Annotated in this window: 18 protein-coding genes, 1 pseudogene and 1 riboswitch; of the genes and pseudogenes, 11 read left to right on the plus strand and 8 right to left on the minus strand. The window is 36.6% G+C overall.

The features are described from left to right. Window positions 1-76 precede the first annotated feature (76 nt). Window positions 77-1,290 (minus strand): annotated as a pseudogene (locus JSY36_RS03350) (tyrosine-type recombinase/integrase). Window positions 1,291-1,312: 22 nt separating this feature from the next. Beyond that, on the minus strand, window positions 1,313-1,693 hold the full coding sequence (locus tag JSY36_RS03355) for a hypothetical protein (protein WP_205165240.1): 381 nt from the start codon (window positions 1,691-1,693) through the stop codon (window positions 1,313-1,315). 88 nt (window positions 1,694-1,781) lie between these two features. On the opposite strand from JSY36_RS03355, the gene JSY36_RS03360 reads away from it, so the two are divergent. From JSY36_RS03360 to JSY36_RS03385, 6 genes are all read left to right on the plus strand, one after another. Beyond that, window positions 1,782-2,144 (plus strand): hypothetical protein, encoded by a 363-nt coding sequence (locus JSY36_RS03360; RefSeq protein ID WP_236784529.1) that lies wholly within the window; start codon window positions 1,782-1,784, stop codon window positions 2,142-2,144. A gap of 69 nt (window positions 2,145-2,213) precedes the next feature. Further along, window positions 2,214-2,645, plus strand: coding sequence for a hypothetical protein (locus tag JSY36_RS03365; RefSeq protein ID WP_205165241.1), 432 nt, complete (start codon window positions 2,214-2,216; stop codon window positions 2,643-2,645). A gap of 318 nt (window positions 2,646-2,963) precedes the next feature. Continuing rightward, the gene (locus JSY36_RS03370; RefSeq protein ID WP_205165242.1) at window positions 2,964-7,646 is read left to right on the plus strand and encodes a DEAD/DEAH box helicase; all 4,683 of its coding nucleotides are present in this window, start codon (window positions 2,964-2,966) and stop codon (window positions 7,644-7,646) included. 1,072 nt (window positions 7,647-8,718) lie between these two features. Then, on the plus strand, window positions 8,719-9,927 hold the full coding sequence (locus JSY36_RS03375; RefSeq protein WP_205165243.1) for a GmrSD restriction endonuclease domain-containing protein: 1,209 nt from the start codon (window positions 8,719-8,721) through the stop codon (window positions 9,925-9,927). Further along, window positions 9,905-10,513, plus strand: a complete 609-nt coding sequence (locus JSY36_RS03380) for a hypothetical protein (RefSeq protein ID WP_205165244.1) — start codon at window positions 9,905-9,907, stop codon at window positions 10,511-10,513. The genes JSY36_RS03375 and JSY36_RS03380 overlap by 23 nt, the downstream gene beginning before the upstream one ends. A gap of 73 nt (window positions 10,514-10,586) precedes the next feature. Next, entirely contained in the window at window positions 10,587-10,940 is a 354-nt protein-coding gene (locus JSY36_RS03385) for a hypothetical protein (RefSeq protein ID WP_205165245.1), read from the plus strand. A 339-nt stretch (window positions 10,941-11,279) separates the two neighbouring features. On the opposite strand, the gene JSY36_RS03390 is transcribed toward JSY36_RS03385, so the two are convergent. Together JSY36_RS03390 and JSY36_RS03395 are read right to left on the minus strand one after the other, a co-directional pair. Next, window positions 11,280-11,900, minus strand: a complete 621-nt coding sequence (locus tag JSY36_RS03390; protein ID WP_236784591.1) for a MamI family restriction endonuclease — start codon at window positions 11,898-11,900, stop codon at window positions 11,280-11,282. A 160-nt stretch (window positions 11,901-12,060) separates the two neighbouring features. Then, on the minus strand, window positions 12,061-14,145 hold the full coding sequence (locus JSY36_RS03395; protein WP_205165247.1) for an N-6 DNA methylase: 2,085 nt from the start codon (window positions 14,143-14,145) through the stop codon (window positions 12,061-12,063). Between the two features lie 706 nt (window positions 14,146-14,851). Between JSY36_RS03395 and JSY36_RS03400 the strand changes: the two genes are divergently transcribed. Together JSY36_RS03400 and JSY36_RS03405 are read left to right on the plus strand one after the other, a co-directional pair. Beyond that, window positions 14,852-15,016, plus strand: a complete 165-nt coding sequence (locus JSY36_RS03400) for a hypothetical protein (protein ID WP_205165248.1) — start codon at window positions 14,852-14,854, stop codon at window positions 15,014-15,016. A 156-nt stretch (window positions 15,017-15,172) separates the two neighbouring features. Further along, window positions 15,173-16,957, plus strand: a complete 1,785-nt coding sequence (locus JSY36_RS03405; RefSeq protein ID WP_205165249.1) for a DUF262 domain-containing protein — start codon at window positions 15,173-15,175, stop codon at window positions 16,955-16,957. 960 nt (window positions 16,958-17,917) lie between these two features. On the opposite strand, the gene JSY36_RS03410 is transcribed toward JSY36_RS03405, so the two are convergent. The 3 genes from JSY36_RS03410 to JSY36_RS03420 form a co-directional block, all read right to left on the minus strand. Next, window positions 17,918-19,531: a sodium:solute symporter family protein gene (locus JSY36_RS03410; RefSeq protein WP_205165250.1), complete on the minus strand. Its 1,614-nt coding sequence runs from the start codon at window positions 19,529-19,531 to the stop codon at window positions 17,918-17,920. Continuing rightward, window positions 19,528-20,010 carry an OsmC family protein gene (locus JSY36_RS03415; protein WP_205165251.1) on the minus strand — a complete coding sequence of 161 codons (483 nt, stop codon included), beginning with the start codon at window positions 20,008-20,010 and terminating at the stop codon, window positions 19,528-19,530. Before JSY36_RS03415 ends, JSY36_RS03410 begins: the two co-directional genes overlap by 4 nt. An 83-nt stretch (window positions 20,011-20,093) precedes the next feature. Beyond that, window positions 20,094-20,197: riboswitch (SAM riboswitch) on the minus strand. 103 nt (window positions 20,198-20,300) lie between these two features. Further along, window positions 20,301-20,474 carry a hypothetical protein gene (locus JSY36_RS03420; RefSeq protein WP_205165252.1) on the minus strand — a complete coding sequence of 58 codons (174 nt, stop codon included), beginning with the start codon at window positions 20,472-20,474 and terminating at the stop codon, window positions 20,301-20,303. A gap of 79 nt (window positions 20,475-20,553) precedes the next feature. Here JSY36_RS03420 and JSY36_RS03425 point away from each other — a divergent pair, with 79 nt between their 5' ends. Both JSY36_RS03425 and gerQ read left to right on the plus strand, forming a co-directional pair. Continuing rightward, window positions 20,554-21,030: a cell wall hydrolase gene (locus tag JSY36_RS03425; RefSeq protein ID WP_122900229.1), complete on the plus strand. Its 477-nt coding sequence runs from the start codon at window positions 20,554-20,556 to the stop codon at window positions 21,028-21,030. A 24-nt stretch (window positions 21,031-21,054) separates the two neighbouring features. Further along, window positions 21,055-21,513: a spore coat protein GerQ gene (gene gerQ, locus JSY36_RS03430; RefSeq protein WP_205165253.1), complete on the plus strand. Its 459-nt coding sequence runs from the start codon at window positions 21,055-21,057 to the stop codon at window positions 21,511-21,513. A gap of 125 nt (window positions 21,514-21,638) precedes the next feature. Here the strand turns inward: gerQ and JSY36_RS03435 are convergent, their stop codons facing one another. Continuing rightward, on the minus strand, window positions 21,639-22,508 hold the full coding sequence (locus JSY36_RS03435; protein ID WP_205165254.1) for a DMT family transporter: 870 nt from the start codon (window positions 22,506-22,508) through the stop codon (window positions 21,639-21,641). 772 nt (window positions 22,509-23,280) lie between these two features. Between JSY36_RS03435 and JSY36_RS03445 the strand changes: the two genes are divergently transcribed. Then, window positions 23,281-23,466: a hypothetical protein gene (locus JSY36_RS03445; protein ID WP_205165256.1), complete on the plus strand. Its 186-nt coding sequence runs from the start codon at window positions 23,281-23,283 to the stop codon at window positions 23,464-23,466. Window positions 23,467-23,558 lie beyond the last annotated feature (92 nt).

Raw genomic sequence — 23,558 nt, forward strand, 5'->3', positions numbered from 1 at the left:
TTGGAGGTCCTTGTACCCCTTGAAGTTCATTCAGGGGTAACAAACGAGTAACATTTTCTTGTGATTGGGCCTGAAATCAGAGGTTTTCCATGAGTTCTTTGAACTTTTGGGAAGCCTCTTTTTTCATCTCTTTTGTTACATGCAGGTAAACATTTTTTGTGGTGGACTCGTCTTTATGCCCTAATCGCTCCATGATTTGAGGGAGACTTACTTCTGCCTCGGCTAGAAGAGATGTATGAGTATGTCGTAACGAGTGTGGAGTAAGTTCGGTATTTAATTCAGCTAGTTTTAATAATCTTGCCATACGATTTTCCACTTTCTTAATGTAATGTGGATAACCTGGCAATTTATCATCAGCACTCGCGAAAACAAATCCTTGATCATGATATATATCACGGTGTTTCATCATTGTTTCTTTTTGGTTTGATTGATGTTTTTTTAATTCGTTAATCACAGTATCATCTACATCAATTATCCGTACTGCTGTAGTAGTCTTAGGAGGTAACAGCTTGTATTCCTTTCTGTTGTTCGTAGGATTGTAATAGGTTTTTGAGATACTGATGGTTTGTTCATTCATATCAATATCTCGCCATTTTAAGGCGCACAATTCACCAGTTCGCAAACCAGTATAAGCCAGTAATAAAAAAAAATAGGATAGTCTTGATCCAATCCCATTTTCTTTGCAAAATGAAGAAAATGCTTGAGCTCCTGTTTTTCTAGATATTTCGGTAAATCCTTTTTCCCTTCCAATTCTTCAACCGTCCTTTGATATCTTGGCACATGGGTGAATTCTGTAGGGTCTTTTTTCAATACCCCCAATTCTACAGCTTTTCTAAAAATCATTCTTCCTGTACGATGTGCTCCGTCTAGGGTGTTTTGGGCATATCCTCTTTTCTTTAAGTCATTTACAGCGTTTTGGTATTGCCTTCTGGTAATGCCCTTTAATTTTAATTTGGCAAAGTAATCTAAGAGACGCTTTATTTCATGTTTACGTATTCGGACGGTACTCTCTTTTACGTTTCCGCTTCCCTCATAGATAGAAAGCCACTCATATGCAAAATCCTCAAATGTCACGTTGGATTCTTCAACATAAGTCCCATGATTTAGTTCATTCTTCAGAATCGCAGCAGCCGCTTCTGCCTCTTTTTTGGTACGAAAACCACTTTTTTTCTTTTGCTTTCTTTTTCCGGTTTTTGGGTCGATGCCTATATCTTCGATGTATGCCCAGCTTGCTCCACACTTGCATTTCTTACCCTTACATTTACAACGTGGCTTATAATAATGAGTCATAGTGTATCACTTCCTTTTTCTTTTAAACGCTCTCTGTACGCTTCTTGCTTACAAGCATCCGAACAATACTTTTTACGCCTGGATTTGATAAAGGGTAAGCCGCAGTTTTTGTTCCCGCAAATAAAATAAATATATTCTTATCATCGTTAATTTTCTGCCACAAATCGTAATAGATTGCTGCCAATAAAAAGCGTGTATATCTTTGTTCAAGAATCTTAAAACCTTTGGTAGAAGGATTACGTATTAAATCTTTCACCCCTAAATTAACTCCACCTGCTATGTGGGAAGCCAATACCTTAGATAAGGTGTATTGGCCGATTTCTAACATTGATTTTTCCTCCATATCTTCCGGTAGCATAACAATTGACTCACCTTCCCTCCAATGGACAAAATACTGATCCATCGTAGTTCTATCTTCAGCCAGTGAACCAAATCTTCCCCTGTGCTCTTTTATGGGCTTTCTGGACATTGCGATGCGGAATTACGATAATATGAAAGCGGAAGAAAGGCAGGCACTCCTACCCAAAATTAAGCGTGAAAAGCGGAGTGAGGGAAATGTAATTGAACTAGTTACTAAAGCTCAGGTGGAACAGTTGGACGAGCAAGCCAAGGGAGCCGGACTTATGATTGGCATCCCTGGCGAGCTGTACACAGCCACTATAAGTAATATAAGTAGCCTCTATATAGAGCGCATAAACGGCAGGTGGGAGGTGTGGAGGGAAACACATTATCCGGGACAGAGTGAAGCGATCAGCAGAAAAACAATAGGCACTGGTAGCAAGCTTGAGGATGTTTTACCAAAGGTGAAACGATACCTTGACTATATTGCTAGTAAGAAAGGAAGCGCAACGTAGAAAATAATTAATTGTCAAGGGAATTGTACTTCCGCTTAAAAAATGTTCATGAGGGAGATTAAAAACGAGGTGAAAATTATGAAAGACAATAAAACCAAAAAAAGGTTTATCGAATTAAGAGCGGCCGGATATAGCTTTGACAATATCGCAAAGCAGTTAAAAGTCGCAAAATCGACTTTAATTGACTGGTCCAAGAAGTTTGAATATGAGGTGGCCAATTTAAAAGCCATCGAACTGGAAACTTTGCAAGAGCAATATTATATTGCCAAAAAGGCCCGCATTGAAATCATTGGAGAACAAACAAAAAAGCTAAAAGAGGAACTTATGCAACGCGATCTTGTAGATGTCCCCACAGAAAAGCTGTATGATCTTTTCCTTAAGTACATGCAATGGTTAAAGCATGAAGAAGTGGAACCCGTTTTTCAAAGACAGAAAGAGGATGATGTAGAAGACATGATAAAAAATACACTGACAACAGTTGAACGGTGGAAGGCGAACTAAAACCAGTCTAAAAAACGACCAAAGTTTAGAGGGCACATGATTTTAAATGTGTCCCCTACTAAATTTTTTGTGTAAAAAAAGTAGCGATACGCCACTGAAGATTAGGTAGAAGAAATGGTATATAAAAATATACCCAAAACTTGTATAATTAGGGTTATCATTTTATTCTCATGGTATGTTAAGTTACTTGGTTACAAATTGGGAAAGCAGTATTAAGTTATGGGATATTGGTGCCATAAAAAAATCTATGAAATTATAAGCAGAGACGTATTTGATATAATAATAAACGGTATCTAATTATTAGAGAGGTGACTCTAAATGGAAACAAAACAGCGTAAAAGCTTTATAGAACTTCTCCAAGAAATTGATAAAATAGAACGGGAACAAAGGGATCGAGGTACACTCTTTGAATTGTTAACTGTAACTTATTTAACACATGAACCAATGTATTCGCGTTTATTTGATGCAATATGGACTCTGAATGAAGTGCCAGAAGAGTATAATATCCCCAAATATGATACAGGCGTTGATCTGGTTGCTAGAAAGCGCTCTAATGGTGATTTGGTCGCTGTTCAGTGTAAATTTTACTCAGAATCCACGACAATCCGCAAAGAGCACGTTGATTCGTTTCTGAATGAAGTGGGAAAGACTTATTATGCAGAAGGATTGGTTGTTTCTTCTACAGACAAATGGAACCGAAATGCGGAAAGTGCACTAACAGAGCGAAGTAAAAGCATATCAAGAATCGGACTAGAAGACTTGAAAGAAAGTAAAATCGACTGGTCGTCCTTTTCGTTTCATGATTCAGCCCCGGTAAGGCTAATGGAAAAGAAAAAGCCGAGACCACACCAACTTCCTGCTATAGAAGCTGTGGTTAACGGGCTAAAAGAACATGATCGAGGGAAATTAATTATGGCTCCGGGAACAGGTAAAACATACACCTCAATGGCAATTGCTGAAGAACTCGCCAAAGAAAAAGAGGGAACATTTCGAGTCCTTTATTTAGTGCCGAGTATTCAGCTGCTATCTCAAACGCTTAGAAGCTGGTCAGCTGATTCCAACTTACTTATGGATTCTATTGCTGTATGTTCTGACCGAAAAGTAACAAAAGAAAATAAAGAAACCGGAATTGGTGATATTTCCACTGCTGATATTGGTTTCCCGGCCACAACGAATTATGAAAAATTGCTTACTTATCAACAGGAGATTGATGAAAAAGAAGAAAAAATAGAGTTTTTAACCGTGTTTTCTACTTACCAGTCGATTGATGTTATCACTGAAGCACAAAAGCATGATTTTTATGAGTTTGATCTTGTGGTATGTGATGAAGCACACCGTACTACAGGAATTGCTGATGATGACAACGGAGATGTCAGCATGTTTACAAAAGTTCATAGCAACGAAAACATCAAAGCCAGTAAAAGGCTGTATCAAACTGCAACTCCCCGCATTTACGGAGAAGATGTACGTAAGAAAGCGGATGAGAAATCTGTTCTCTTAGCCGACATGAACGATTCAGTAATTTACGGTGATGAGTTTTATCGAATCGGTTTTGGGGATGCGATTCGTCAAGGTATTTTGACGGATTATAAAGTCATGGTATTGGGCGTTGATGAGGAAATGATCGCCAGACGCTTCCAGCAGATGCTTGCAAGGGAAAGGGAGCTAGAGTTTGATGATGTGACAAAAATCATCGGGTGCTGGAATGGACTTGTTAAGAGAAAGCATGATTCAAACGAAACTTTGGGCGATCCGATGAAACGAGCCATTGCATTCGCAGGAACCATCAAGGAATCGAAATTGATTGCTGATATGTTCACGAACGTTGTTGATCAATATACTGGTAATCACTATCGTTTAAGTGGTACTTTTGAAGTTGAAGTGGACCACGCAGATGGTTCAATGAATGCTCTTGAAAAGAACAAGAAAATTTCTTGGTTAAAAGAAGAAGTACCAGAAAACACGTGTCGTATTTTGTCAAATGCACGTTTCCTAACAGAAGGTGTAGACGTCCCGGATCTCGATGCTATCATGTTCTTGAAACCAAGAAAATCCAAGATTGATATTGCACAGGCAGTTGGTCGTGTAATGAGAAAGAGCTCAGGAAAAGACTATGGATACATTATTCTTCCAATAGGAATACCTGCCGGTTTAGAAGCTCATTCAATACTCGATAATAATGATAAATATCGTGTTGTTTGGGAGGTATTAAACGCTCTGCGCTCTCTCGATGAACGATTCGATGCTACCATAAATAAGCTGGAATTAAATAAGAAAAAACCAGATCAAATTGAAGTCATTGGTGTAGGTGATGTACCAGAAAATGGCTTAAATGTAGAACATGGAAGTGATCAACTCACTTTGTTCTCTGATGAGGATTTAACGGACCTTGAACAAGCTATTTATGGAAAAATTGTTAAAAAAGTTGGAAACGTTCGGTATTGGGAAGATTGGTCAAAGGACGTTGCAGAAATAGCCAGAAAGCATATTATGAGAATAAACGTAATGTTGGAAGATAAAGACAGTTCAATATATAGTGAATTTGAGAAGTTTGTAACTAGTTTAAGATATAACATTAATGATTCTATTTCAGAGCAGCAAGCAATTGAAATGCTTTCGCAACATTTAATCACAAAACCAATATTTGAAGCTCTTTTCTCTTCGTATAGCTTTGTAAAAAACAACCCCGTTTCATTAGCGATGGAATCTATTTTAGAGGTGTTAGATAAAACAGGATTAATGAAAGAACAAGGAAAACTGGAAGGATTTTATGAAAGTGTACGGGTGAGAGCTGAAGGTGTAGATAATTTAGATGCTAAGCAAAAAATAATTATTCAGCTTTATGATAAATTTTTCAAAGTTGGTTTCAAAGAAACTACTGAACGTTTGGGTATTGTCTTTACTCCAGTTGAAGTTGTAGATTTCATTATACAGTCTACTGAAGACATTATGAAAAGACACTTTAATAAATCATTAAAAGACAAAGGTGTTCATATTTTAGATCCCTTTACAGGAACCGGGACATTTATTGTTCGTCTTTTACAAAGTGGACTAATTCCAAAAGAAGATTTATTAAGAAAGTATACACAGGAAATTCATGCCAACGAAATTGTTTTATTAAGTTATTACATTGCAGCAGTTAATATTGAAGAGACTTTCCATGCCCTAAACAGGGGGGAATATGTACCATTTGAAGGTAATGTATTAACTGATACCTTTGAAAGTACAGAAAACAAAGATTCGTTTGTGAGTGAGCTATTCAATGAAAATAATAAGAGATTGATAAAACAACAAGAAAATCCTATTTTTGCAATTATAGGGAACCCACCATATTCTTCTGGGCAGAACGATGCAAATGACAATAATAAAAATCAGAGATACCCTAAACTTGAAGAAGCAATTTCAAAAACCTATGCGAAATATTCTTCAGCTGTAGCAAAAAACACTTTGTACGATAGCTATATTAAATCCTTTAGATGGGCAAGTGATAGAATCAACTCCAAGGGTATTATTGCTTTTGTAACAAATGGTTCGTTTATTGATAGTCGAGGTACAGACGGTTTACGTAAATGTTGGTATGAAGAATTTAATTACATTTATATTTTTAATCTTAGAGGCGATCAGCGAACCGTTGGAGAAAAATCTAGACAAGAAGGAGGCAAGATTTTTGGGTCAGGAAGTAGAACTCCAATATCAATTACGTTGCTTATTAAGGATGGAAGTAATGAGCATGAAATCTACTATAAAGATATAGGAGATTATCTAACAAGAGAACAAAAACTTAATATCATTAAAGATAAAAAATCTATTTTAAATATAGATTGGGTTAATATTATTCCTGACTCGAACAATGATTGGGTAAATCAACGTGATGAAAAATACTTATCCTTCCGTAATGTTGATGGGGAAGTATTTAGTGAAAGAGCAATTGGTGTTGGAACAAAGAGAGACGTTTGGGTTTACGGTTTTGCAAGAGAAAGCGTCATCAAGAATAGCCATACCTTAGCAAATCATTACAATTATGAACTGAATAGACTTTCTAATATTCTAGATCCTAATGACAGAGTAGAGGCAGTTAATAATGATCCGAAATATATTAAATGGTCGAGAGCATTGCTTAATAAATTTAAATCAAACAAAAAAATTATCCTCAAAGATGAAAACGTAATAAATAGTTTATACCGGCCCTTTACTAAAAAATATTTATATTATCAACGGGATATAGTGGATATGCCTGGTAAATATATAAATAATTTCGGGAGTGAAAATAAATTAATTTATATTACTAAAGGAGCCTCAATAGGAAATTTTTCAGCATTAGTCACTGATTCGATTCCCGCAGAAGTGGCATTAGGATCTAGTGGAACAGGCTTTTTACTTGAAATAAAGGATGGAGAAGATACTACATTAATTTCAACCAATTCTAAATACAATCTTACTGATTCTTTTATTAGTGAATTGAACATAAGTCCAGAAGATGCATTCTATTATGTTTATGCTGTACTAAATAGTCCTGACTATAAAACAAAATATGCTAACGACTTAAGTAAGGATCTTCCCAAAGTACCTATTGTGGAACATAAGAAAGAATATATAGAATGTGGACAAAAATTAGCTGATTTACATCTAAATTATGAAACACTTCCGATATATCCTTATGTAGAAGTCGAATATAGAACGCAAAATCCTTCATATCGTGTTCAGAAAATGAGGCATCCTAAACGAAATCAATTAGATACAATCATTTTTAACAGAGATATAACCATTAAGAATATCCCGGAAAAAGCATACGAATATTTAGTTAACGGCCGTCCGGCAATAGGATGGATAATTGATCAATATCAAGTGAAAACAGATAAAAAATCAGGTATTACAGATGATCCGAACGATTTCTCAAACGACGAAAAGTATATATTTAATCTATTACTTCGTGTGATTAATGTAGCTGTTCAAACAGTTGATTTAGTCAACAGCTTACCAACATTAGAAAGGGATGAATAAATTCAACCTGTTCAAATAGCTTATTAGACCACTAGATAGAAAAGGAGTAACAAAAGGGTAACATAACCCTGTGTTACTCCGTTAATTCACGTTAAAGATGTTACAGACTTGAGGAAATATGGGCGGCATGATGTAGCCTACCCCTTGAACCCTTGATATGACAAGGTTTGTTGGTAAGGTGAGAGTGGAATACTATCACTTAACTCAAATTGAGGATTTTAACAGAGGCTTCTCGTTAGTTGACAAAACTAATGGGAAGCTTCTTTTTTCATTTCTTGAGAACCTAATGATAGACATTTTTCATAAAAGTCCGTTGATGATATGGGGATAGCCTTGAGTTTTACTATTCTTCGGCTGTAGACAGTGAGGATGTCCTTAATGTTTTCTTTATATAGATTAGTGAGGAGGTTTGTAACTCGTTTTTAACAGCTGCTCTGTTAGATGAGGTGAATGGAAGTATTGATTTTTTTGCATGAAATGAACAAAGATGTAATAATGTGGTTGGGGTTTGGAGTTGCTTATACTTGGTTTAAAAAAGAAGGTTGAGATTATTTCGAAAGAGATGGTGAGAGTAAATGAAGGTTTGATTAGCACATTTCGATTTAATGCAAGCTACAATTTAATAACTAAAGGTTATTCATTCTCTATATAAATTCTTCCAAGAGATATAGCATTTACAAAATTATCCAAAAGAAAAGTAGGGCTACAATTAACCCTGGATTTGGTTATTTCGGGATTTATTTTTTAAAAACAACAAACCTTTTATTCTTAAAGAAAACAAATATATATGTTTGCCTTTATTACAATAAAATGCGTACCAAGTCAAATTATAAAATTGAAGACTGGCTCTTCGTTATGATGAGCATGAGTTTAACCAGGATTAATTTAAATGCCATGTATATCCCTATTACTGTTCAAACTATACGAAGTGGATAGGTCAAAGTTTTATTAAATAGAACTGTGGGAGACCTCTTAAAGTATGTTAAGGCCATTCATTGACTCAGAAATAAACTGAGGAATCCTATTTAAATATAAGGTTTGTTTAAAACAACTATAGAAATGAGGTTTTTTTATGTCAAGTAGGCAATATGATACTAGAGGTGAAACTGATAACTTTGAGCAAGAAAAGCTAGAATTGCTTATGGGAGAAAATCAAGGAGTAGATTTTGATGATAGTGAAGTAACAGAGGAGTTTAAAATAAAAAGAGAAAAATTAAAAGATTTAAAGATAGTTAAACATTCATGGAGCTTAATAGAAATTTATCAAAAAATAAAAAACAACACTATTGATTTAGGACCTGATTATCAAAGAGAAGAAGTCTGGACCAAAAAAACTCAATCTCAGTTTATTGAGTCTTTGTTCATTGGAATAATGATACCTCCAATTTATTTAGCTGAAATAAAGCCAAAAAAATCACTGGGTTCAATCACATATGAAGTGGTTGATGGAAAGCAAAGGTTGACCTCCATTTACAAATTTTTCACAAATAATTTAAAGCTAGATAATGACCTTCAATATTACGGTGATATTTTCGCGGGAAAAACTTTTTCTGAAATTGAAGAAGATTATAGAATGGAATTAGAGCCAGTGCTGTCTTCGGTTATTGACATGTATGTAATTGCACAAAATGCTGATCCCGAGATTAGATACGATGTGTTTGCTAGGCTAAATCAAGGAAATATTAAGCTAACACAAGCTGAACTGCGGAAAGCTATTTTTTCATCTGAAATGACCACTGAAGTTTTTAAAGCAGTAAGAAATATTGAGGAAAAAGGAAATTTTGGAAGTGCTTTTACAAGCAATGATAAAAAAAGAAACAAAGACTTAAATAGGATGTATCAAAGTATTGCATATATCGAACAATTAAGAGCTGCTCAAGAAATAAGTGAAGAAAATAAGTTCTTTAAAGATTATAAATCAAGACCTAGAGATATGATTAATAATGTGATGCAAAAATTCCAAAACGATGATAAGAGTACATTTGTAAAAATTGACGAAATTGATGAAATTTGCAATATGACATATGCTTTGAAAGTAGAATTAAATAAAAAGAAATATCGAGACATTGAACAAAACAATGAGCTTCCAAATACTTCCGAATATACGATTGACAGCATGATTGCTGTTTATAATAAATATACGGTTGGTGAAATTGAAACAATACTGGATTATTTGTACAATAATTATAGATTTTTAAAAACTTTTGAAAAATCTCCATCTACTACTTCGAGAGTAAATGAAAGGTTGAAGGTAGTCTATGACCACGTACCGAACTCTTGAAAAAGTACCTAATACTCTCGGGGAATTGTTTTTTGATTATTGGGGGATATATATTGAATTTGAGGAACTGTGCAAAGCATATATATTTCAAAGAATCGATAGTGAAGTTTCAAATTACCGTGAACGATGGAACTTTATTGCTGGATTAATTAGTCGAAGAAAATTAGAAGTATTAAAGATAACAGAAAATAAATTAGAAATTGATGGTTCTAATGTTAAATTGAAAGAAAATTCCGATTATACAAAAGATATGTCACTAATGCACTTGATTAGATTTTCCGAGGATTATGGAGTTATTGATAACAACATACCTGACCCAACAAGTAACTCTAGAGTAGAAATTTCATTTCGTGACTCAATAATTAACCTAATTAGAATTAGAAATAATTTTGCGCATTCTCAAAAAAGTGATCAACAAAAACTATTACAATTATTTGGTCCATACAAGATCAATAACGAAGGTATTAATAAGGAAACTGTAGATGAAGAGGATGTTGAAATGTATAAACAACTCTACACAATAAATTTTTGGCTTGAGGTCTTTATTGAAAAAATGAAAAGTGAATTGGATAAAAGGCACCATTAAGTTTCATTAAGGTTTATTAATGATGTTGTCTCTAAGCTTATAGTGTTATTAAAACGTATTGCAGGAGATTTGAATGAGTAGAAACAAAAAGGAAATTAAAAGAATGGTTTTAGCATACGAGGCACTATATATAATGGAAAGTAACCTTAAAGATCATGCAATGAAAACCCTATGTGAATACTATGGAAAGGATTGGACTATAAAAACTAAAGAAATAAGAGGAATTGAAAGGCTCACCTACTATGAAATTATTGATCTTTATGTTAAACATCCTCCTTTAATCAATTGTTTTACAAGGTTTTATATTATGAAGTTCTATGAATTGTCAGAAGTGAGAAACAAAATAGCTCATGTGAAGCCAATAACAAAAGAGGAGTATAGTTTATTGAAAGAATGTAGTGAGGAAGTGATAAATCAACTGAATTAATTTTTTTGTGAAAGCACGAAAAAAAGACTCTTCGTGCTTTCTTTTATTATGTTATTAGTTAAAAGGCTTTTGTAAAACAAGTAAAATTTCATAGCTAAAATTAGACGATCACAGCAATAAACTACTTTATGAAACTTTGTATAAAGTAGTTTTTCATTCGTTCTTTAAATTAATTCGTGGGATGTTTTTTATTACATACCATAACCAATCTTTAATTCTAGCATTTTGTGACCTTTGAATACCTCCAAATGGATTTGAACTGGGAGGATTTGGTAGTCACCGTTTTATAGCAATATACTTTAAAACCAACAAAGCATGGTGTGCTTTAGTGGTTTTTTCTTAAATAGTTGAGCATTCGCCATTAGTAAGAACATCCGGATCATAAGTAATTATTTCGTAGTGGTCTTGTTCCCATACAGCATTGAAAAGAAGAGGGTAGTTTAAATTACCACAAGTGTTTCTAAATACATTTAAGTTTTTATTTCTAGGGGGGTGTAACTGGAAATTATTACTGATAATATCTCCAGTCATTCTTAAGTCATACCACTTCTTGCAAGTCTCTCTAAATAACTTATCTTCTTGTGTTCTAACTACCCATATTCTTACACGTTCTTTTTTGGAATTAGGCTCGTTGTCCCACAATACAAAAAATAAAAAAGGCATAGAGTCTAAAGACTCAAGTTTATCAGAGGTAACACTTTTTGTGCCGGATTTAATAACCCCGTTAAACCTTGGTGTATCAATAGATTGCCAGATGTTAGCAGATTTAACATCTGAACCATCTCTTAAATCAGGTCCTTTTTTTCTTCCAAGACCATTAATATCTGTTAATAAGCTAACTATTATCTGAGACCATGCACGAGAATCTTCTGGTGTTGGTTGTGCAGTTTGTTCTGCAAATTCATGCGCTCCAAAAAAAGATTCATGATGTAATTTTAATGCTGTAAGTACTTTCGTCATATCATTCAATTCGCAACGTCACCTACCACTTCTAATAAATTATTAGCAAAAAATGTATACAATAATAGTAAATGTAAAATACTTATTTTTCAATGTATATTTTTTTGAGTTTACAAAAGTGAAAAAAAGACAACCGAGAATTGGTTGTCTTTTAGCTAACCTATTTAATTAGGTTGTCCAAATCATTTTTATGAATATTGAGGGCGAACTCTGCCGCATATTTTTTATTTATTGTAGCTTCAATTGTATCCCCAAGTTTTTTAAACTGTTCAAACATCTCTCCAGTTGGTTTTGGAAATGGAAGTAAGATACTACCAAGTTGTTCAGCTTTAATTCGATTATGAGAAGAAGAGGTCCCTGAAGTTAAATTAATAATTTGTTTTTTTACAATATCCATATTGAGCATTAGCATTATTAAATGTGGATTTACATTTTGCTTTGGAGCTAGTACTTCAAATTCATTTGAACATACTAACTTCTTTTCGTATGCAGGAACAACTGCAATCCTTGATATCCTTGGATTAATTTTTGAAAATAAAATTTCTCCTTTAAAACATTCTTTCCCTTTTGAAACGGGTTCAAATTCTTCAACATCCTCAAAATTAATTGTGCTGTCAGGATTCACGTGTAATACACTAACGTGTTTAATGTCTTCGGTTGTGTTAAGTCGCTTTCTTTTAATAACATCAAAATCAACTATTTCCCTTAATTCCTTTACTTCGAATTTATCCTTATCTAAAGATTCAAGAATTTTTAAAGTGTTTATTCTATCTGCTTTATAAAAATTAGGAGTTAAAAAGTTATCAGTTAATCCTTTGTCTTGGTTAATCACTGCACAAGATGGTTTAAGTAATTCTATTTTTGAGTTAGAATCTTTTAACTCCATAGAGGACTGTATATAAGTTTGAGAGATTTCTTTCATTGCGTTAATGCCCTTTTGTATTTTAACAGGTACGCCCTTGCGCTCTTTAACATCGTAGCCGATATCGTTGCAAATTGAAATAAAGATATTATTATCTGTTGTATTCTTTTTTTCCAAATACAGAATAACACATTTTGTACGTGTGCCAGCCTGGGCAAATGTTACACTTGGCATATCAATAACAGCTTTTATATCACAAGTTCTTAGCAGTTCTTCTCTAAAAGCACCGTATATTCCTTTTGCTGAAACAACGCTATCAGGTACAACAATTACTAATTTTCCATTTGGCTTCAATAGTGAAATACATCTATCCAACATGATTAATTCTGAATCAATATTATTATAGTTCTCATTTAATTTGTTTATAATTGAATATCTTTCTTGGTCTACTAATTCCTCAATTTTATGAACTGCTCCAAATGGAGGGTTAGTAATAATTAAATCTATTTGACTATTATAGTTATCTAATTCTGAGCCATTTGTAATACTATTTCCGTGAAAAATATTTGCTATATTACCGCCAAATAACAGCATATTAATTTTGGAAAGTCTAACCATTCTATCTACTTTATCTTGACCGATCAATCCATTCTGCTTAATTTTTTGAATGATGATTTCTTTTTCATCATGAGATATAGCGAGTTTATTTACGTAATTTTGAATATGGCGCAGTGGCTCAATAATTAACGTACCTACCCCACATGTAGGGTCTAAAATTTTGAAGTCTCCATTTAGAATGGTTGTCTCAAATTCATCATCTTTAAGAATATCATGAAAAACCATATCTAAAACGGGGTATATAATTTCCTGAGGTGTCATGTACTGGCCGTCTTCTTTGTTATTTCTAAAGTTGTCTCGTACAAAGTGTCCAAAAAATTCATTTATTATATCAAAGTCTTGGCTTTCGCCATTGATTAATAATTGGTTAAAATCAATTTTGCTTATTTCATTAATCAAGTTGGAAGCAAACTCGTTTTCAGAAGGTTGTATACTAAGCGTGGGATTAGAGCCAAAGATATTAGTTCCGTCATTATTAAAGAACATCTTATTCTGTACTACTTCTTCAAACAAAAACCTCAATGCTTTAGCAACCTCGTGTTTAGAATCAAAGTGTTTCTTTGCTAATTCCATAATATATTCTAAATTAAATCTGTTATTAGAGTTTTTAGATTCATAATAATTTAAAACTATTAACTTTATTATTTCATCTAACTTTGCATTTGAGTCGTCAAGTCTTCCATTGCGATGAAATTCTTCCCTTAGATTTGATAAAGTACTATAAAATAATTGATAACTATTGTTTACTTCTAAAACTCGCTCCATATTTTCAACTCCAATATAAAAGAATAGAACGTAAGTTCTTGTGTTAGATACGTATCTTAATTTAGCACATATTTATTGATTACACAATATAAACAATTAAAATTATTGAAAGTATGATAAAAGGAGGCTCTGATGACAGAATACATGGATATAATCAAGGTAGCCATATATTGGATCAGGTAGGTATGCGGTTTGGAAAACAGAGATTTGAATGAAGCGTATTACAAAAACCTCCTTACTAGTCTCTTTTAAAGAGTATTGAGTGTAAATATATTAATAATGACTCATGCTAAATAATTCCTTAAGTAGTGGGATCTGATTTTTACAATTTTTCATTAGTAGCCTACTACTGTCCGAACCGGATTTGCCGGCCTGTCATGATCAAGTGCATCAAAAATAAACTTGTAGGAAAGTGGATCATATATGAAGCCTTGATGGCCTAATGGGCTTAGGGGATAGTAAACCTGTATTGTAATATTGGATCTCTGGGTGACAGGGCCATCCAGGGATGCAGAATTATAGGTGACAAGGACCTGCTCGGTTGTGGTTGTTAAGTAAGAGACATTGCCCCAGAGAAGCGCCGGGACGGTTCCGACGCTTCTATATCTAGGAACTCATTTAATTTGAGATACTCCTAATACTCCCTGAAATCTACCGATTCAGATTATATAATAATCATTAAGGAAAAGTCGTCATGGTACATTAGATGAAATTCTCGAAAAAGTACTATGAAGCAAAAGAGATGGAAAAATACTTTGTGACCGTAGCCAATCATCTCCTCAGTAAAAAAGAAGTCAATCCGGCACGTAACACATATGTAGCGAACCGAATGAAAGAAGTAGATGTAGACAATTTGTTTGTACCCAAATAAAAAGCACATCCTTGTGAGGTTAATAAGGATGTGCTTTTTACGTATTTAAAGTTAAGGACGATCCCACCTCTTAGATCGTTTATTGAAGGAAGTGTCATAGAGATGTCGAAATAAGTTATTAAGTAGGTTCAACAAACGAAAACAGGAGGCACAACCATGGCATTTGAAAGACCACTAACAATAAAGGAAGTTATCGATGATATACATAGGAAAAAATACCTTTTACCTTCCATTCAAAGGGAGTTTGTATGGGACACAGAACAGATTGAAAAGCTGTTTGATTCTTTGCTTCGCAGGTACCCGGTAGGGGCATTTCTTTTTTGGTATGTGAATAAAGAGAACATTGATAAATTCAAGTTCTATGAGTTCTTAAGAGATTATCATGAGAGAGACAATACACATAATGTAGAGGCTGATGTTCGCGGAGAGGAAGATATTAACGCCATCCTTGATGGCCAGCAGAGGCTCACATCCTTATACATTGGCCTTAAGGGGAGTTATTCGTATAAGCTTCCTAGGAAACGGATGGATAATGACCTGGCTTACCCTAACCGAAGGCTGTACCTTAACCTCTTGAAGAAATATGATGAGTCCTACGACATGACGTATCATTTTAAGTTTTTAACAGAGAATGAGGCTGCGGAACGTAGTGAAGACTCTTATTGGTTCGAGGTAGGAGAGGTCCTAAACTTTAGTGAGCCTTATGAGATTAACGAATACATCTTTGAAAATGAGTTGAATGTTGTTGAAAAAGAAAAGGCGAAGTATGCTAATAAAACGCTTCATGAACTGTATAAAGCGATTCACGACACGCCCAGTATAAATTATTATCTTGAGCGGTCTCAAACACTGGATAAGGTCTTGAATATTTTCATAAGGGTCAATAGCGGCGGTACTGTGCTTAGTTATTCCGACTTGCTTTTATCGATTGCTACGGCTCAATGGGAAAGAAAAGATGCAAGGAAAGCCATTACTTCCTTGGTGGATGAAATTAATAACGTGGGAGAAGGCTTTGACTTTAATAAAGATTTAGTGTTGAAAACATGTTTGGTTCTTAGTGATTTCAACGATATCGCCTTTAAAGTGGATAATTTCGATACGGTTGCTATGGGGAAAATAGAAGAAGAGTGGGATCAAATCTCCCAAGCGATTCGACTGTCTGTTCAATTGGTCTCGAGCTTTGGGTTTAATTACAAGACGTTAACGGCAAATTACGTGATTATTCCAATTGCTTATTACCTTTATAAAAGAGAAAACCCACACAACTTCGTGGAGTCTACTCGTTACAGAGAGGATCGAAAAAAGATACAGCAATTTACCACGATTGCATTACTGAAAAGGATCTTCGGCGGGCAGCCCGATAACGTGTTAAAACCAATTCGAGAAGTGATTAAGCAATACAATGATGAGTTTCCGATTAATGAAATCAGGAATAACCTACGGGTGACAAATAAAAGTCTTCGATTTTCAGAAGAAGAGATCGAGAACTTGCTCTGGAGTAAGTATGGAAACAGGTATACCTTCTCGGTGTTGGCCTTGCTTTATCCGAACCTGGATTATTCAAACCTCTTCCATCAAGATCACATCTATCCTAGAAGCATCTTGAGATCTCATAAAAAGCTGTTAAAGCGAGGGTTAAGTGAGGACCAAGCTGCGTTTTGTGTAGAGAACTATGATTACCTTTCCAACCTTCAATTATTAGAAGGCGTCCCTAATCAAGAGAAGTCGAACAAAATGTTTGAGGAATGGTTAGATGAAACCTATGAAACCGAAGACGAAAAAAGAGAGTATAAAACTAAAAATTTAATTCCACAAGGGGATCTTTCTTTAGACAATTTTGAAGCATTTTTGGAAAAGAGAGATGAAAAGATTAGAGGCATGCTGAGAAAGCTGCTTTTAGATGAAGATGTCCAAGTGAAAAAGAAAGTGAAAGTGGATTAAGTGATGATTTATCAAGGCTCCTTAACCAATCTCTCCTCAGAGGTCGGTTAAGGAGTTTCTACATACAATCTTTCCCCCATATCCCAAGAGAACGCCTTCCTGTTAAATTCACAACCTTAATTCTTTCCGGCGTTTCTTCAACTCTTTAAATGTTGAGAAGCGCCGAGATCACGATTTCGGTGCTTCTTCTTAGTTCTTCTTAGTTCTTCATAGTCTATTTACTAATTTTCTATGTTGTTCTTTTAGTTTATTCAAATAAATATCCAGGTCGGTAGTGTCCAGGGATTATTAGGGCTACCTTTAATTATAGAGATAGAAGCGTCGAAACCGTCCCGGCACTTCTATACAGCAATTCATAAGGCTTCTTGAAGAGACGGGACAGAAAGTACCGGTTTTTTTATTGCAGGATTCCGCTATTATATCAAGGTTATCATGTGCGAAAGTTGAGTATAATAAAAGTAAATATTTCCCCCCTTTTATTACGATATATTCTTTTAAGAGAGCAGGGCTAGATATGTATATAAAAAGTAAAGAAAACAAATTAAATCGATTTGGTATAGATTTTTCCCACTGTTTCTTAGTCCAGCTATATGTACGTTGATAAATAGGAATAACAAATTGCTTTGGCCCTTTAAGAAATTGTAAGAGATTAGTTTCCGTTGCTTTCATTTAATTCACCTCACTTGGCTTAATACCTTAATTATATCAAAGTATTAATTGGATACTGAATTCAAGAAGCGTTGAAACCAGTTCATTCTCAACCCAATAATGAGAAGTGAGTTTTTTCTTAATGACATAGAGGAGAGAGTAATAGCCAGCTCATATAGGCGTGATTCGCAATACAAAAAAACTTAGGGCAATATAATCCCTAAGCTTTTTTGCGTTCTATTTAGTTGCGTTTTTTATGACTTTCTTTCCCAAATCTGAACCATTTCACATGTAAAGGAGTTCCTGCCTCTTTTAAGAAACCATCTGCTCCTGAGCAGATGCTTTGGTCACTTTCGGTTTGATATAAATAATACTTCCGATAAATAAGGCTAGTATAGTAAGGAAGATTGTCATTCCTACCACACCAGCGGCGTGGAGAGATTCATAGAACAATCCGTTAACGACAAGCAGCGCTGCAAGGGTAGTCAACACTACTGCTCCTTTTACAGAGCGCTTGTTGGTAATCTTCCAATTTCCATAGTTGAAAGCAACGGTAAACAGCACCATGGTGAGAATGTTGACGCTCATCCCTACCCAAACCGGGTGGATGTTCAGGAAGAAATCAGATGGGTGCCAATTGCTTAAGTGGTACCAGATTAAGCCTGCTGAGAATCCGCCAAATAATGCGCCGAGGACGGCTCGCTTTGTGACAAGCGGCCAGAATAGAGCAGCGACTACTGGTGCGAAGGTAGCAGAGTTTCTCATTGTCCAGGCGAGTACGTTCCACCAGGCGGCTTGTTCTGTGCGCAGGAAGCCGAAGATGATCATGAGTCCTGTCAGCAACAGCAGCGACCATTTTGTATATTTAACAAGCTGTTCTAGAGAAGCGCCAGGGAAAATGGCGCTTCCGACGTCTTTACCAAGACTGGTGGCCCCAGAGAACTGACAAGGCGCTCCCCATCCGAGAGCACAAGCCCAGATACCTAAGAAGAACAGGCCGACGAATGGAGCGGGCAGTACTTCCATTAAATATTGTGGAAGAGCAACGAGACCCAGGCTGGCGTCTGGAACGACCGCAGCGGCAGACAAGCCAAATAGAATACCTAATAGAATGAAAGGAACACTCATCACTTCTGCAACGATTAAGCCTTTGCGTCCTTCTTCAGGCGTTTTACAAGATAAGGCCATCTGAAATGCAGCTTGCGCTAAAATCACGTTTACCAGGAAAGTGGCAAACCATACAAGGATCACTTGAAGGCCAGCGCCTCCCCAATCAAACATGTTCGGCTGATCGGCTGCAAGCTGCTGCAAGCCGGAAATGCCTGGGTTGATAAAGAATGCCACGGTCCCAATGATAAACATGATGGCAAAAACAAACGTGTTCATCGTTTGTGTAAATGCTACAGCCCACATACCGCCTGCCTGTAAATAAACAAATAGTAAGAGAGCTGTAAAAGCCACGGATAAGGATAACGAAACGCCAGTAAACACATGGAAGGCAGAAGCAAAAGCAATCGCTGTAGCTACGGACCACATCGGAAAGGCAAACGCCGTGATCGTGCCTGATAAAGCTTTAGCACGTCTGCCGAATTGATCGCCGATTAATCCTGTGATCGTGACGATTAACTTTTCCCGGAATGATTTAATTAATAATAAGGCAATCAGTAAGACTTGTACTGTTTCTGCGACGCCGTACCAAATCGCTGAAATTCCTGTCAGGTAGGAAAGCTCGACTATCGATATGTACGTCGATCCGGAGAAGAGTCCGGTAATACAAAAGGCAACCGTCCACCATCTGAATGTCCGGCCTCCCACAAAATACTGCTCACCACGGTTGGCTTTCCGTTTCGCCACGTTACCGACGATGATGAGGGCGAGGGTGTATAATACGGCAAGTGAAATGACCCAGAATCCATATGAACTCATGTTTGTTCCTCCTTGATGATGTTCCAGATCACTTCAATTTCTACACCTGCATCCTTAAACAGGTTGTATGCGGGACAGCGTTTTTGAACGCGTTGAATAAATTCTTCTTCGTCTACATCTTCCGCTGCAAATGTAACGTCTAGCTGAAGCGTCACCGTTTGAAAGTGCGGGTTCACATCAGCTGTCCCAAACAATCCTCTGCGATCGATGCCTCCGCTCGAAGAAGCATCGAGCTTTACAATCGTTAACCCTTTTTCCTTCGCCACCATTTCAACAACGATCATGAAACAGCCGTTTAACGAGCCAATGATATATTCCATAGGTGTTAATGCTTCATTTAATCCGCCAAGCTTCTCTGGTTCATCAATCGTAAACGTGAAATCCCGAATCGCGTGCTCATTCTGATACGGGTTAGTACGCTTGCTTTGTGTGTCGATGGAACGTAATTCCGGCTTATTCTGTGTCTGCTGATCTGCCATTTAATTTTCCTCCCTTTTAAAACATAAATAAACCCTTCTACTTTTCTGTAAGAAAAATAGAAGGGTTGATTTAAACGTCCCGACTCTTATCTTTCAGACAGAAAGTGTCTGCTGGAATGAGCACCTTGTTTTTAACAGGTTGCCGCGGGATCAAAGGACCAGGTTCCTCCACCGCTCTCGATAAGAATTTTATGAATTTAACGACTATTCTACTCGTATAGTTAATCGTCTGTCAACCGTTAATTTTCTTATTACAAATCGGGCACTAAAGCGGATTGCCCGTGGGTCAGTCAGCCACAAGTTGGTGTTGTCGTCCAGTTCAGCATTCTTCCTTCCCTGGCACCGTTATCTGAAAAATAAAGCAGAGGGAAACGACGAGGCAAAATAACAGGAAGCACCAGAACCGTCCCCACACTTAAAAATTCCAAGGAAAAGAAAAAGAATTTTTTCTTTGATGAATCCACCCAGTTTGGGCTCATGGGCAAGTTTCGAAAAGGATCTTCGGGCAATACGTTAGTTGTATAGGTTGAAGGTGGTGTGAAGATGGGCAGGCGAATAAAGCATACAGACCGTGACGTAGAGTCGTTGGCGAGGATCATGCTGTCGGAAGCGCGCGGGGAAGGATCTACAGGAATGAGCATGGTAGGGACGGTTGTGGCCAATCGGGTGGAGGCCGACTGTGAACCTGACTTTAAAAATCTACGCAATATCAGGCATGCGATTTATCAGGTAATCCCTGGTACCGGAATTCCTCATTTCGAGCCCGTCTTAAACGGGTCTTTGTATACACAGCGACCCGATGAAGGTGATCTCCAGAGGGCGAGGGATCTGCTGCAAGGATACCGGGACCCCCAGGCCAGAATGAGCTTGTGGTTTTTTAACCCAAGTCCCGGGCAATCCTACCGGGACCCTTGTACTCCCACAATGCCAAGATCACCCATGACACAGTTCGAGTTTGCATATAGAAATCATTGCTACTATGTCGGTGTACCGGGCTATTGCACAGAGTTTTACGGTTAAATAAAGATAGGAGCTGAGCTTCACATGACATTTGGAAACGCAAATTATTATCCGGCGAATTGTTCTCAAAGTTATTATCCCACTTCCAGAATGCAGGGGCAGACCGCACAACAACAACAAGGTGGCTTCCCGCCTTCCGGACCGTCTTTTCTCACCCCGGTGGTTCCATTAGGGACAGGACAGCAATTACAATTCGGTGTGATGGAAGAATCATTTATCGAAAATATCCTTCGCTACAATAAAGGTAAGGTTGGTACCTTCTATTTTACTTACCAAGGGAACAGCAGATGGAATGCGATGGTTTACCAGGGGCGCGTGGAAACGGCAGGCCGTGATCATATTATCATCAGCGATCCGGCCAGCGGGAAACGTTACCTGCTTATGATGGCTAATCTCGATTGGGTAGAGTTCGAGGAACGAATCAACTACCCTCACACTGAAATTAACCCGGCTATCCAGGAGACGATGGAGATATCGGAATAGAGGCTTGGAGAAAACAGTCTCTCATGAAGTAAAAAACGGTGCCAATGATCGCTTTTCGATCGTTGGCACCGTTTTGTTGATTTGGCGGAAAATCAGGAGATTCATTCCCGTTTTTCAGTACTTCCTCAGTCAGCCTGCTTCACACTAAGTACGGTAATTGTAAGCAGAATAATGACCATTCCAAGAACTTGTATAAGGGTCAGATGATCTCCGAGAAGCAGAACGCCAAATAATGAGGCTGTCACCGGTTCTACCATCGCGACCATCGAAGCATTTGTCGGGGTCGTCCGGCGAATGCCGATTACATAAAAGATAAATGAAATTCCAGCACCCACGATTCCTAATAGAACAAACCATCCTATGTCGCTTGACGTCACCACACTTACGGTTTCTTCAAAATCTGCAATAAGAAAAAGGATAACGCAAAATGAAAAAAAAGCGATGGTTAAGATGGTTTGCGGCTTTCCGATAGCAGAGGCATTTTTAAACCCGAAGATAAACAGTGCATAGGAAAGACCGGCACCAAGCCCCATTGCCGCTCCCAGAAAACTCACTGAAACCGAATCGGGATTGTAGGCTCCTGTAAGGAGGATAATCCCCATAATGACACCGGCGATGCAGCCCCATTTAAACAGAGTTGAACGCTCGATTCGAAATAAAAAAGAGATTAAAAGGACGAAGACAGGTGCGGTGTACATTAAAGTAGCGGCAACCGCAATGCTTGAAGCTTCGATACTGAGAAAATAAAACGTGAAATTCCCGGCAACTCCAATACCTGCCAATAGAGACCATATATAAAAACGAGTAGAGAAGATCCAATTTTGTTTATAGCGAAAGAGAAACCATGCAATAAAGAAGATAAAAGCAACAGCCCCTCGGTAAAAGGAGATCACAATAGGGTCCCAGCCCTTGTTCATTAAAATATCGCCAATACCACCACTAATGCCCCAGCATATAGCAGCCAACATAACCAATCCTACACCTGCAAACCTCATCTTGTGCCTCCTGAATATAAGTAATCGTACATATTATTGATTGCGCTATAAAAAACCTGGCGTGAACTTAATAACGTATAGTTACGTTTTTTTTTAAAGGTATTTACGGTAATTCCTTTAAGTATTCATGCCTAAACCTCATTCAGTCTGGACTGCAATATGAAGGAACGGTATCCTCTAAAAGATAAAAAAACAACAATAGGTATTGGATAAGTTATTGACTTAATATCAAGAAGTAATTTAGAGAACCGTGTATACTTGGATTTCTTTTTGTGTTGTTGGAAGGAAATCCTTCCATTATGTAGAAATACGTTGTAGGAAGGGATTGTATGTCGAAATTAATACCTGAAAGTTTGGGTAACAGGTATTTTGAAAAACTTGACTCAATTGAGAACCGTACCCACGCTTCTCTGCTTTCTTAAAGGAATTAATATTCAAATATTTCGACATTCTTGAATAGTGAGGATTTAGAACTCAAGTTAGCTTCTCGAAATTTGAGATAAGCAATTTTATTAATAGTGGATTTGGAGAAGGGAGGTCATTAATAATGGGTGAAAGGTTTTCTAATGTTGACTGGTGGTGTGATCGTTGCAATACATATCTAAATAGTCAGTCTAATTTTGATGATAATAAATACCTTTGGCAATGCACAGAATGTGGACATAAAAACAGTATTTCAAGCACTAACATCTATGAATCTAAAGAAGACTATTGGAAATAAAATAAATAAAGATAATATAGAAATTCTTAAATAAAGAGAGATGATTAAAATATGGATAACAATAAGCAGAAAAAAATTGCAAATAAATTGATTAATGATATGGAAACAATGGACGAAAATGAATTTGAAAATTTATATAATCAACTTGATGTTGACTATCAGTTATATGTTGATCGAGCTGTGCGTGAGTTTGCTGACTTTGCTGTAGGTAGTGAACATTGGGATTCTGATAATTGAGCTACACCTGCAACCCTCATCTTACGTCAACTGTGTGGGTTGCTAGGCACCGTCGGTACTTTTTTAGTACGGAGTTTTTTTCGAGGGAAGTA

This window comes from Alteribacter salitolerans (assembly GCF_016901055.1).
Taxonomy (GTDB): domain Bacteria; phylum Bacillota; class Bacilli; order Bacillales; family Salisediminibacteriaceae; genus Alteribacter; species Alteribacter keqinensis.